The organism is Flavonifractor sp. An9, from assembly GCF_002161245.1.
In the GTDB taxonomy this organism is placed as follows: domain Bacteria; phylum Bacillota; class Clostridia; order Oscillospirales; family Oscillospiraceae; genus Flavonifractor; species Flavonifractor avicola.
Map to the genome: position 1 here is coordinate 1 of NZ_NFHC01000041.1, position 12,210 is coordinate 12,210.

The window sequence follows — 12,210 nt, forward strand, 5'->3', positions numbered from 1 at the left end:
TGGCTGCTGGGTTCCGGCGTGGGCGTTGGAGTGGGCGCCGGTGTGGGGGACGGGGTGGGCTGAGCGGAAGTCACCGGGTCGGCACTCTCAGCCGCCGGAGCCGGACCGCCGGAACCCAGCAGCCACCAGGCGATCCCTCCGGCCGCCGCCACAACAACCAGGAGCACAATCACCAGAGCAATCCGCCCTCCTGAGGATTTGGCACATCGTTTTCCTTTCATGGCAGCCGATACTCCTATTCTTCAAATTCGCACACAAAGCCCATGCCGTCGGCCATGGTGGGCACAGCGGAGACCGGATCATTGCGCTGGTCGTTCCAGCACCAGCCGCCCACCGCCTTGATGTTCCACAGCATGATGTACCACTCCTCGGTGCCGTCCTGATCCTGACGGGAAGGCTCGTTGGCAGACCAGGCCTGGAAGTTGAATGCCTCACCGGTAACCCAGTGGCCAAACACGTTGCCGGCGTCGTCATAGGAGGTGTAACCGCCCAGCCAGATATACTTCACGTCCTGGGCCTCCGCCATGGCAGTGATCTGGTCCATCTCCTCTTGAGAGGTAATGGTGGCCAGATGGCCGCCCATCTCCTGGCAGCGGCGGGAGGCCTCCTCCCAGGTCAGGCTCTCTTTGAACAGCTCGTAGCGGTGTCCGCCGCCCACGCCGCCGTCGTCCCGGATGCTGCGTACCGGGGTAACGGTCAGTTCGCTCTCTCCCCGGTAGCCCTGTCCGGACACTTTGACCTGCAGGTCACGGGTAGCGTAGCTGTCGGCGGCGCTGTCGCTCTCATACTCCACGATATAGTAGTCCATCTGCTCGTCATAGATCTGCTGGAAGATGGCCTCCAGGTCGTAGAGATCGTCAATGTACCAGTAGCGGCCGCCGGTACTCTCGGCAATATGGCGCAGGGTGCTGGTCTCCACCGAGTTGCCTACGCCGATGATGTACACCGGGGTCTGCTGGGTGTTGGCGTAGCGGATGAGCTCCTCAGGGGTGTGGCGGCTGCGGTTGTCCATGCCGTCGGTAAAGGCGATGACGCAGCGGGCGCCGCCCTGGAGGGTGGCGTTGGTCACGCCGTCGTACACCGCATCATAGAAGGCGGTGAGGCCGTCGGTGGACATATTGTTGATGCCGTTGACCAGCAGGCTCACGTCGTCGGTGTAGTAACACATCTGCTGCACGATGGAGTCAAAGGCCAGTACCTCCGCCCGGTCGCCCAGGGCGAAGTCCAGTTCCTGCACAAACTCGGTCATAACGGTCTTGATCTTCTCCATGTCGTACTCGGTGATGCTGTCGCTCTTGTCGGCCACCAGATCGATCTTCAGACCGTCGTTGCCCTCCAGGGGGAGCACCGACTTGACCTCACGAGCCAGATACTCGCCGCCTTCTACCCGCTCCATGATGCGGAAGGCGTTGGAATCCAGGCCCTCCACCGTCTCGCCGCTGTAGTCGTCCACCACCTGGAAATAGGCCCGGACCACAGGATATTCGCTGACGTCGGTGGACACCAGACGCAGCCGGGCGGGCACGAAGTAGGGGGTATAGTAGTCTCCTTCCCGCTCCATGGAGATGCCGTCCACCGAGAAGGTGAGTACAGGCTGGCGGTGCTCCTCGCTGTACTCGGCGTCAAAGGTCAGGTAGGTGATCTCCACCTGGCCATCCTCCTGGGTCACCTCCTGCACCTCACAGTCCTGGCCATCCTCCCGGATACCCACCTCGGACAGTTCCAGAGGGAAGGGCTGGTCACAGTCCAGCTTCAGGGTGACCACCGGGAAGTTGTCGGTGTCCACATCGTCCACTTCAGGGGATAGAATGCACATGGCATACAGCTTCTGGTAGAGGGCATACTGCTCGTCCCCCTCCTGGAGGGCCTTCTCTTCCAGCAGCCGGGCCGCCGCTGTCCGGTTGTCCTGGGCCAGATAGGCCTCCGCCAGGGCCAGCCGGTCGGCGTTCTCCAGGCCCCGCAGATTCCGGGCCTGCTCATAGTAGTCCACCGCCTGGGCGTAGCTGCCCCGGTTCAGGGCGTCCCGTCCCTGCTCCACCGCCTGCTGATAGGCCTGATTGGTGCTGATATTCCGGTACAGCAAAAAGCCGCCTATGCCCACCGCCAGGGCCGCCACAATGACGACGGGCAGCAACCACTTCTTTTTGCCGCCCTTGGGGGCGGAGGGCTGACCATTCCCAGGTCCGCCGGGTCCGGGCGCATAAACAGGCCCCGGCTGGGGCGGTTGGGTAGGAGGCACACCCCATCCGGGCGGGGTTCCCGGCTCCTGTATGGGGGGCTCCTGCGCCGGAGCAGGACCCGGCTCTTGCGCCGTAGGCTGCTGGACAGGCTGTTCCTCCACAGGAGCGGGCTCCGGCTCATGAACCGGCTGCTCCGCTGCCGGAGGAGTCTGATCCTGAGGCGGCGAGGTCTGGTCCTGGCCCACAGACTTCAAGGCCTCTTCCAGCGGTGCACCGCAGTGCCCGCAGAATTTTTCTGTTCCGGTCAGCTGGGCGCCGCATCGATAACAAAACATACCCATCTTCCTCTCTCTTCCGCGCCCCCATTTCGGAGGAATTCGACGGATGTCATTTCCAGTTTACTCACCCCCGCCAACTCTGTCAAGGTATTCCTGGGCTAGAAACATCTTCCGAATATGGAGGCAATAAAAAAGGCGCGGGTAGTCCCGCGCCTTTTGCGTTCAATCTGTTATTTGCCGCAGTCCTTCCACATAGGTCTGCGGGTCTGGACAGGCCATAAAAGCGCTCATGAGGCAGGCTCCCGCCGCCCCGGTTCGGGCCACGGCAGCCAGATTGTCCGGTCCGATGCCGCCGATGGCATATACCGGAATGGACACCGCCTTCACCACCCCCTCCAGCCAGGGAAGCCCCCGGCCGGGCAGACCCTTTTTGCAGTCGGTGGCAAAGACGTGGCCCGCCGTCACATAGTCCGCACCCAGCTTCTGGGCCCGGACGGCCTCCTCAGGGGCATGGATGGACACACCCAGCAGCTTCACCTGCTCCCGCAGGTCAGGATCGGCCTCCAGCTGTCCCAGGGACAGGTGGAGTCGTGGCACGCCCAACCTTTGACACACCCGGGGAAAATGGTGGAGCACCACCTTGTCTCCCCCGGCAGCCAGCACCTGCCGGGCCAGGGCCTCATATTTCTCCTGGGGCAAATCCTTCTCCCGCAGGATGACTTTGCTCACGCTGCCCCGGCACAGGGCGGCTACCCGCTGGGGCAGGTCGTCGGCACACAGTCCCCGGTGGGTAACGCATATCAGTTCAAACATAGACATAGTCGTTCATCACCGGCTGGAGGCCCTGATCCCGGATGGCCTGGGCCACCTGCTCCACGTCCCGGTTGTCGGCGATCTCAAACTGGTCGTCCCCCTCCTCCTCGCCGGAGTGGCCGCCGATGCCGGTGGATACCCCGGCGGAAATCTTGGTGGCGGCAATGTCGATGACCCGGTCCCGGAAGCCCGCTCGCTCCCGGGTGGAGATGGTCATGCCGGCAAAGGGCATGAACAGGCGGTAGGCACACATGACCTGGAGCAGCTGCCGCTCGTGAACGTCCTTGGGGTTGATCTTGTCGTTGTTGACGATGGGCCGCAGCCGGGGGCAGGAGAAGGAGATCTCGGCGTGGGGATACTTGCGCTGGAGGAGCCAGGCGTGCATCCCGGTGGCGAAGGCGTCCCTCCGGAAGTCGTCCAGTCCCAGCAGGGCGGCGAAGGCCACCCCCCGCATCCCGCCCATGAGGGCCCGCTCCTGGGCCTCCATGCGGTAGGGGAAGATCCGCTTGTGGCCCGCCAGATGGAGCTGCTCATACCGATCGGCATGGTAGGTCTCCTGGAACACCGTCACATAGTCCACCCCGCACTGGTGGAGGTAGGCGTACTCGTCGGAGTTCATGGGGTAGACCTCGATGCCCACCATTTTAAAATACTTCCGGGCGATCTTGCAGGCCTCACCGATGTACTGCACGTCGCTCATCTTCCGGCTCTCACCGGTGAGGATCAAGATCTCCTCCAGTCCGGTCTTGGCAATGGCGGCCATTTCCGCCTCGATGCCCGCCATGTCCAGCTTGGCCCGGCGGATCTTGTTGTGGCAGTTGAAGCCGCAGTAGATGCAGTAGTTCTCGCAGTAGTTGGAGATGTAGATGGGAGTAAAGAGGTACACGTTGTCGCCGAAGTACCGCCGCTTTTCCATCCGGGCCTTTTGGGCCATCTCCTCCAGGAAGGGCTCGGCCGCCGGGGAAAGCAGGGCGGCAAAGTGCTCCGGGGTACGCACATCGGCGTCCAGGGCGGCCCGCACGTCCTTGGCGGTGTAAATGGTCTCGTCATAGCCGTCCCGGGCCGCCGTCACCTGGAGTCGGACGGTGGGGTCGATCTGTTCCATGCCGGGCAGATAGGTCATGTGGTCAATCTTGTCCTTGACCTCCACCACGGTAATGCCTTCCATAGGCTGATCCATGTCTCTTCCTCCTCTCAGTCCGCCAGAAATCCGGTAAGGGGGGAGGAAGCTGCCGCCCCGTGGTCCAGCACCCGGCCCAGTCCGGCCAGATAGGCGGCCCGGCCCGCCTCGATGGCGGACTTGAAGGCCCCGGCCATGGCGGCGATATCCCCGGCGGTGGCAATGGCGGTGTTGGCCATCACGGCAGCGGCACCCATCTCCATGGCCTCGCAGGCCTGGGAGGGCCGGCCAATGCCGGCGTCCACAATGACGGGCAGATCGATCTCGTCGATGAGAATGCGGATGAATTCTTTGGTAGCCAGTCCCTTGTTGGAGCCGATGGGGGCACCCAGAGGCATGACGCAGGCCGCCCCCGCATCCACCAGATCCCGGGCCACGTTCAGATCGGGATACATATAGGGCATGACCACAAAGCCCTCCTTGGCCAGGATCTCAGTGGCCTTGATGGTCTCATAGTTGTCGGGCAGCAGGTACTTGCTGTCCCGCATGATCTCGATCTTCACAAAGTCGCCGCAGCCGCAGGCCCGGGCCAGCCGGGCGATACGCACTGCCTCGTCGGCGTTGCGGGCGCCGGAGGTGTTGGGCAGCAGGGTGACCCCCTCCGGGATATGATCCAGAATGCTGTCGGTGTCCGAGTTGGCCCGGCGGAGGGCCAGTGTGATGATCTGGGCCCCGGCGTGCTCCACCGCCGCCCGGATCAGGTCCAGAGAATATTTGCCCGAGCCCAGAATGAACCGGGAGGTAAAGGCGTGTCCGCCCAAAATCAGTTGATCTGCCATGGTGGTTCGTTCCTTTCTTTGTGTTTATGGTTCCATTTGTCCCAGCAGCAGCCGCATGACCATGGTGGCCTGGTGTGCCGCGCATACCGCCACCCGTGGGGCCATCAGTCCCTGGCCCTGGGAGATATCGCTCTCCCCGTCGCCGCAGAGCCAGAGGCGGCCCATGGCCTTGCGGGTATGGATGGCATTGGCCGAGCCGCTTCCCGCCATGCCGGAGCCCGCCACCAGCAGGGTGTCCGGCAGGCCGGTGAGCACCGCCTGGACCAGCATGGCCTTCTGGTCGGCCTGGTCGAAGGCCTCGCACACCACCTGACACCCCTGAAACAGGGTGCAGGCGTTGTCCGCCGTCACTTTACAGGTGTGGATCTCATAGTCCAGCCAGGGGTTGATCCCCCTGAGCTGCTCCGCCAGGGCCTCGGTCTTGTACCACCCCAGATGGGGAATGAAATAGTGCTGCCGGTGGAGGTTGGTCACGTCCACCCGGTCGAAGTCGGCCAGCACCAGCCGCCCCACCCCCAGCCGGGCCAGGTGGACGGCAATGTGGGAGCCCAGGCCCCCAAGGCCCGCGATGCCCACCGAGGCGGCGGCAAATTTTTTCTGATTCTCCGCCCCGTGGCGGGCGATGAGGGCCTGTTCCAGCGTTTCCCGGTCCATGGGTCAGCCTCCCCCCACGAACCGCACTACCTCCAGCTTGTCCCCATCGGACAGGGCGGTTGTGGAAAAGTCCTCCCGGCGGAGAATGGCGCCGTTGTGCTCCACCGCCACCTGGGCGGCCTTCCAGCCCTGCTTATCCAGCAGGTCCTGCACGGTATGCAGACCTGTCCGGTCCATGGGCTGACCGTTGACTTGCAGCATAATTTGCCTCCTTCCAAACGCAAAAAAGGCGTCACGAAAGAACTACACCCGCGGTGGTGTACCCCTTCGTGACGCCTTCTTTCAGCTTCACTCTGTGCTATACCATAGCACTGGTCTTTTCACTTGTCAAGGCACAGTTTTCCACCGTGCCCTCAGGGCCGGGGATAGTCGCTGGGGCAGACGGGCCAGTTGGGGTAGGCGGTCCAGATATGGCCGTCCATATGCCCGTCGGACACCAGGAAATAGTCGTAAGAGATATAGGTCACCTGATCGTCCCAGGTGGGGTCCACATTGTACCAGTTCCCGTCGATGTTTACCCGCACCCAGGCGTGATACTCCGTCACGCCGTTGGCGGTGGCCTGACCGAAGATATGCTCGCAGTCGATGCCGCTGAGGAAACACAGCAGGTCCATGGCCTGGGTATACCCCTGGCACACGGCGGCGTGGTTCACCAGTGCGCCGTAGGCAGTGTGACTCTCCGGCCCGGTCTTTCGATAGGTGACGGTGTCGCACAGGTAGTCGTGGAAGGCCTTCACCCGTTCATACTGGCTCATGGTGCTGTCCACCAGACTGTCGTGGACCCGCACCGCCTCCTCATAGAGGGCCATGTCCTGGGCCGACAGGCGATCCGTCTTTCCCTCCACATAGGCCATCACCCGGGCGGAGTCCCGGTAGCGGATCTCCACAGTGAAGTAGCCCTGATCGGGATAATACCGGGTGGCCATGGAATCCACGTCCGGGAAGCGGTCGATGGTATCCTCGGTAAGCAGGGCCTGGCTGTACGCCCCCTCCTGCCCCACTGGGGTGTAGATGGTGAGGGCGGTGTTGCGGGCATCCACCTGGACCGCCATCCGGCAGATCATATCCTCCACGCTGCTGACTGCAAAGGTGCTCTCCACCGTTACGGTAGGCCCGGGCTGCAGCTTGGGAGCAGGCAGTTCCCGCCGCTCCAGCGCGCCCTGGAGATCCAGCTTTTCATAGAGGGTGACCTCCTCCCCCGCCAGCGTTACCTCCAGCATCCGGTCGGACAGCAGGACCATGTCACTGCGCTGGAAGGTCTGGTCCCGGACATAGTCCTCCCCTTCCCGCAGGCCCAGGTCATCGGTGACAGCATAGGGATCACACCAGTCCACATTCTCATAGTGCATGGCCCGCAGCAGCAAGGTCAGGTATTCCTCCTGGGTGATGGTACTGTGGAAGCCGAAGGCCGTATCGCTCACCCCGGTGGTGATACCGTTTGTATAGGCGTAGGCCACATAGGGCTCCCCCCAGCCGTCCACATCGGTGAAGGGGTGGGTACTGCCGCCAGTGAGGGCGGCCTCCTTCCCGCCGGTGAGCCGCACCACCATGGTGATGGCCTCCCCCCGGGTCATAGTGCCCCCCAGATTAAAGTTGGGCGTCCCGTCGCTGCCGGTACCCGCACCGTCCAGCAGGCCCAGGCAGTACAGGTGCTCCGCCGCCTGTTGGGCCTGTTGGGTGGAATCCGCCCCCGCCGCCGGTACCAGCCCGGCCAGAAGGGCCAGGGACAGAGCTCCCACCAGAAGCTGCTTTTTCATGGAGTTCCTCCTTTCTTCCCGGATCAAAGAAGGGCAGCGGTACGGCAGACCGCCGCTCCGCTGCCCCTGTTGGTCAGAGTTGCTTTTTGGCTGTTACAGGCTGGCCTCCAGCTTGGCCCGGATGGCCTTCAGGAAGTCCAGGGAGTTGACGCCCTGAGCGGGGGTCTCACCCTCCCACAGGCCCACCAGGTCCCGGGTCATGACACCGCCCTCGATGGTGTCGATGGTGGCCTTCTCCAGCTTGTCGGCAAAGTCCACCAGAGCCTGGATGCCGTCCAGCTCGCCCCGCTTGCGGAGGGCGCCGGTCCAGGCGAAGAGGGTGGCCACCGGGTTGGTGGAGGTCTCCTCCCCCTTCAGGTACTTGTAATAGTGGCGGGTGACGGTGCCGTGGGCGGCCTCGTACTCGTACTTGCCGTCGGGACTCACCAGCACAGAGGTCATCATGGCCAGGGAACCGAAGGCGGTGGACACCATGTCGCTCATCACGTCGCCGTCGTAGTTCTTGCAGGCCCAGATAAAGCCGCCCTGGGACCGAACCACACGGGCCACGGCGTCGTCGATGAGGGTGTAGAAATACTCGATGCCCAGCTCGTCGAACTTGGCCTTGTACTCGGCGTCGAAGATCTCCTGGAAGATGTCCTTGAAGGTGTGGTCATACTTCTTGGAGATGGTGTCCTTGGTGGCAAACCACAGGTCCTGCTTGGTGTCGATGGCGTACTGGAAGCAGGAGCGGGCAAAGGAGGAGATAGAGCTGTCCTTGTTGTACTGGCCCTGGAGCACGCCGCCGCACTCGAAGTCGTAGATGGTCTGGCGGAACTGCTCCTGGCCGTCCTCGCCGGTAAACACCAGCTCGGCCTTGCCGGGGCCGGGCACCCGGTACTCGGTGGACTTATACACATCGCCGTAGGCGTGACGGGCGATGGTAATGGGGCGTTTCCAGGTCTTGACCACCGGGGAGATGCCCTTGACCATGATGGGGGCACGGAACACAGTGCCGTCCAGAATGGCACGGATGGTGCCGTTGGGGGACTTCCACATCTGGGAGAGCTTGTACTCCTCCACCCGCTGGGCGTTGGGGGTGATGGTGGCGCACTTCACCGCCACGCCGTACTTCTTGGTGGCCTCGGCGGAGTCCACGGTCACCTGGTCGCCGGTCTGCTCCCGGTAGGGCAGGCCCAGGTCGTAATACTCGGTTTTCAGGTCGATAAAGGGCAGGAGCAGCTCGTCCTTGATCTGCTGCCACAGCACCCGGGTCATTTCGTCGCCGTCCATCTCCACCAGGGGGGTGGTCATTTGAATCTTTTCCATGGTCTCCTCCTTATGCTTTTGATCCAATTTCGCAGAAAATTATACCTCCAATCCGGCGAAAAGGCAAGCGGCACATCCCCCTCAATCCTGTGGGTTTTGCCCATTGCGGCCCTGTTGCCGCCGGTAGTATACTTTTTTGGTATGTAACCCAACCAGAGAGAGGGAACCCCCGTGTTTCACAAGCAAGCCCTGAAAAAACTCATCATTCCCCTGATCATCGAGCAGCTCCTGGCCGTCATGGTGGGCATGGCCGACATCGTGATGGTGTCCTCCGCCGGAGAAGCCGCCATGTCCAGCGTGGCCCTGGTGGACCTGATCAACGTGCTCATCATTAACGTCTTTTCCGCCCTGGCCACCGGCGGCGCGGTGGTGTGCGCCCAGTCCATCGGGGCGGAAAACCTAGACCGGGCCAACCGGGCCGCCAATCAGCTGATGTACATCGTCACCGCCGCCGCCCTCATCATCATGGTCCTGTCCCTGACCCTGTGCCGCCCCCTGCTGGGGCTGCTCTTCGGCCAGGTGGAGCCCGCCGTCATGGAGGGTGCGGTAACCTACTTTATCATCTCCGCTCTGTCCTACCCCTTCATCGCCCTGTACAACGGCTGCGCCGCCCTGCTGCGGTCCATGGGCAACTCCAAGGCCTCCATGTACGTCTCGGCCTGGATGAACGGACAGAATATTGTGGGCAACGCCATCTTTGTGTTTGTCTTTCACCGGGGGGTGGACGGCGTGGCCCTGTCCTCCCTGTTCTCCCGCATCGTGGCCGCCGGCATTATGCTGGTGCTCCTCCACAGCTGCCACAACCCGGTACGGGTATCCGGTCTGCTCAGGTTCCGGTTTGAGCCGAACATGATGGGCCGCATCCTCCGCATCGGCGTGCCCAACGGGCTGGAGAACTGCTTCTTCCAGCTGGGCCGGGTGCTGCTGGTGAGCCTGATCTCCACTTTCGGCACCGCCCAGACCGCCGCCAACGCGGTGGCCAACAACATTGACAACTTCGGCGTCATCCCCGGCACCGCCATGGGCCTGGCCCTTATCACGGTGGTGGGCCAGTGCGTGGGGGCCGAGGCCTGGGATCAGGTCCGCGCCTATACCGTCAAGCTGGTGAAGATGACCTACCTCTTTACCTGGATTCTCAACGGCGTCCTGCTGCTGGGCCTGCCCCTGATCCTCATGCTGTACAGCCTGACCCCAGAGACCCAGTGGTATGCCACGGTACTGATCTTCATCCACAACGGCTGCGCCATGCTGTTCTGGCCCATGGCCTTTACCATGCCCAACGCCCTGCGGGCCACCGGCGACGTGAAGGTACCCATGGTCATCTCCATCTGTTCCATGATCATCGTACGGCTGGGATGCAGCTACATCCTGGGGGTCCACTTTGGCCTGGGGGTCATCGGCGTGTGGATCGCCATGGTGGGAGACTGGATCGTGCGGATCTTCTTCTTTGTGCTCCGGGCCCGGCAAAAGCTGTGGCTGGAGCATCGGTAGGGGTTGTATGCCGGTTACTTTTCCTGTATAATGTGTTACATTGTAATTCCAGACAAAAGGAGTGCTGCGCCATGCTGCAAACCGTGATCCCTCAGGGGTACGCCCCCTGTCTCAATTTATATGACACCCAGAAGGCCATCGGCCTTTTGAAGCGGCTCTTTGAGGACACCCTGGGGGGCGCCCTCCACCTGCGCCGGGTATCCGCTCCCCTGTTCGTGGAGGCCTCCACCGGCCTCAACGACGACCTGAACGGTGTGGAACGGGCAGTCTCCTTCGACATTCCCGACGCCGGCCGGGACGCCCAGGTGGTCCACTCCCTGGCCAAGTGGAAGCGTATGGCCCTGTACCGCTATCAGTTCTCGGTGGGCGAGGGCCTGTACACCGACATGAACGCCATCCGTCGGGACGAGGAGCTGGACAACCTACACTCGGTGTATGTGGACCAGTGGGACTGGGAGAAGGTCATCGCCCCCCGGGACCGGACGGTGGATTATCTGAAGACCACCGTGTCCACCATCGTGAAGGCCATGGCGGAGACCCAGTCCACCCTGCGCTCCGTGTTCCCCCAGCTCACCGCCCTGCCCCCCCTGGACACCGACGTGTCCTTTGTCACCACCCAGGAGCTGGAGGACCGCTGGCCCGACCTGTCCCCCAAGGAGCGGGAGGACGCCTGGGTCAAGGAGCATCCCACCACCTTCCTCATGGGCATCGGCGGCGCCCTCAAGTCGGGTAAGCCCCACGACGGTCGTGCCCCCGACTACGACGACTGGAACCTGAACGGCGATATTTTGGTGTGGAACCCGGTGCTGGAGCGGGCCTTTGAGGTGTCCTCCATGGGCATCCGGGTGGACCCCGCCGCCATGGACCGCCAGCTCACCATTGCCGGCTGCGACAGCCGCCGGGAGCTGCCCTTCCACAAGATGCTGCTGGAGGGCAAGCTGCCCCTGACCATCGGCGGCGGTATCGGCCAGTCCCGGCTGTGTATGCTGCTGCTGGGCAAGGCCCACATCGGCGAAGTCCAGGCCAGCGTCTGGGATGAGCAGACCATCCAGGCCTGCCAGGACGCCGGCGTCATCCTGCTGTAAGACGGAGGGACGGCCATGGAACTTCTGGTAGTGGACGGCCAGGGCGGCCGGATCGGCCAGCAGCTGGTGCGGGGCATCGTGGCCCGCCACCCCAAATTGCAGGTCTTTGCCGTGGGTACCAACAGCCTGGCCACGGCGGCCATGCTGAAGGGCGGCGCTTCTCAGGGCGCCACCGGGGAGAACGCCCTGCTGGTGGCCTGCCGCCGGGCGGACGTGATTCTGGGACCTCTGGGCATTGTCATTGCCGACGCCCTGCTGGGAGAGATCTCCCCGGCTATGGCGGTGGCGGTGGGCCAGTCGCCCGCCAAAAAGATCCTGGTTCCCATGAATCAGTGCGACAACATCGTGGCTGGCGTAGAAGATATGCCGGTAAGCAAGCTGCTGGACAGTGCCCTGGAGGAGCTGGACCTGCTGCTGAAGGGCTGAATCTTGCATAGAATAGATCGCGGAGCCACGCTCCGCGATCCTTTTTTGTGAGGTGCTCACCGTGAAGCAGATCCTGCACTGCATCATGCAGGTCCAAAATCTGGTCACCCTGATTTTGACCATTGCCTTTCTCCACCTGGCCATCACCGGCAAGGTGGCTGCCGATCAGTTTCTCACCATCTTCTCGGTGGTGATCGCCTTCTATTTTGGCAGTCAGGCACAGAAAAATCAGTCTGCATAAGAGAAGCGGGCGCCGAAA

12 protein-coding genes and 1 pseudogene are annotated in these 12,210 nt (G+C 62.8%); 4 read left to right on the forward strand and 9 right to left on the reverse strand.

The genetic code is table 11. The features are described 5' to 3' along the window. From B5G40_RS16795 to B5G40_RS16130, 9 genes and pseudogenes are all read right to left on the reverse strand, one after another. Nucleotides 1–221 (reverse strand): annotated as a pseudogene (locus B5G40_RS16795) (hypothetical protein); the annotation flags it as partial. A 14-nt stretch (nucleotides 222–235) separates the two neighbouring features. Beyond that, nucleotides 236–2,515, reverse strand: coding sequence for a VWA domain-containing protein (locus tag B5G40_RS17505; protein WP_087400639.1), 2,280 nt, complete (start codon nucleotides 2,513–2,515; stop codon nucleotides 236–238). 165 nt (nucleotides 2,516–2,680) lie between these two features. Then, nucleotides 2,681–3,271: a thiamine phosphate synthase gene (locus B5G40_RS16100; protein WP_206407262.1), complete on the reverse strand. Its 591-nt coding sequence runs from the start codon at nucleotides 3,269–3,271 to the stop codon at nucleotides 2,681–2,683. Then, nucleotides 3,264–4,451: a 2-iminoacetate synthase ThiH gene (gene thiH / locus B5G40_RS16105; protein WP_242959008.1), complete on the reverse strand. Its 1,188-nt coding sequence runs from the start codon at nucleotides 4,449–4,451 to the stop codon at nucleotides 3,264–3,266. The genes B5G40_RS16100 and thiH overlap by 8 nt, the downstream gene beginning before the upstream one ends. A 14-nt stretch (nucleotides 4,452–4,465) precedes the next feature. Further along, complete coding sequence (locus B5G40_RS16110; RefSeq protein WP_087188320.1) at nucleotides 4,466–5,230, reverse strand: thiazole synthase; 765 nt, start codon at nucleotides 5,228–5,230, stop codon at nucleotides 4,466–4,468. A gap of 24 nt (nucleotides 5,231–5,254) precedes the next feature. Further along, a complete protein-coding gene (thiF, locus tag B5G40_RS16115; RefSeq protein ID WP_087400644.1) occupies nucleotides 5,255–5,884 on the reverse strand; it encodes a sulfur carrier protein ThiS adenylyltransferase ThiF in 630 nt (209 codons plus the stop codon). A gap of 3 nt (nucleotides 5,885–5,887) precedes the next feature. Further along, nucleotides 5,888–6,085, reverse strand: coding sequence for a sulfur carrier protein ThiS (gene thiS, locus B5G40_RS16120; protein ID WP_087188322.1), 198 nt, complete (start codon nucleotides 6,083–6,085; stop codon nucleotides 5,888–5,890). Between the two features lie 152 nt (nucleotides 6,086–6,237). Beyond that, on the reverse strand, nucleotides 6,238–7,641 hold the full coding sequence (locus tag B5G40_RS16125; RefSeq protein WP_087400646.1) for a transglutaminase domain-containing protein: 1,404 nt from the start codon (nucleotides 7,639–7,641) through the stop codon (nucleotides 6,238–6,240). Nucleotides 7,642–7,734: 93 nt separating this feature from the next. Then, on the reverse strand, nucleotides 7,735–8,949 hold the full coding sequence (locus B5G40_RS16130) for an NADP-dependent isocitrate dehydrogenase (protein ID WP_087400649.1): 1,215 nt from the start codon (nucleotides 8,947–8,949) through the stop codon (nucleotides 7,735–7,737). A gap of 171 nt (nucleotides 8,950–9,120) precedes the next feature. On the opposite strand from B5G40_RS16130, the gene B5G40_RS16135 reads away from it, so the two are divergent. From B5G40_RS16135 to B5G40_RS16150, 4 genes are all read left to right on the forward strand, one after another. Further along, the gene (locus B5G40_RS16135; protein ID WP_087400650.1) at nucleotides 9,121–10,440 is read left to right on the forward strand and encodes an MATE family efflux transporter; all 1,320 of its coding nucleotides are present in this window, start codon (nucleotides 9,121–9,123) and stop codon (nucleotides 10,438–10,440) included. A 71-nt stretch (nucleotides 10,441–10,511) separates the two neighbouring features. Next, the gene (asnA, locus tag B5G40_RS16140; protein WP_087400652.1) at nucleotides 10,512–11,525 is read left to right on the forward strand and encodes an aspartate--ammonia ligase; all 1,014 of its coding nucleotides are present in this window, start codon (nucleotides 10,512–10,514) and stop codon (nucleotides 11,523–11,525) included. A 15-nt stretch (nucleotides 11,526–11,540) separates the two neighbouring features. Continuing rightward, on the forward strand, nucleotides 11,541–11,951 hold the full coding sequence (locus B5G40_RS16145; RefSeq protein WP_087330008.1) for a DUF3842 family protein: 411 nt from the start codon (nucleotides 11,541–11,543) through the stop codon (nucleotides 11,949–11,951). A 61-nt stretch (nucleotides 11,952–12,012) separates the two neighbouring features. Next, nucleotides 12,013–12,192, forward strand: coding sequence for a hypothetical protein (locus tag B5G40_RS16150; RefSeq protein ID WP_087188327.1), 180 nt, complete (start codon nucleotides 12,013–12,015; stop codon nucleotides 12,190–12,192). Nucleotides 12,193–12,210: the final 18 nt, after the last annotated feature.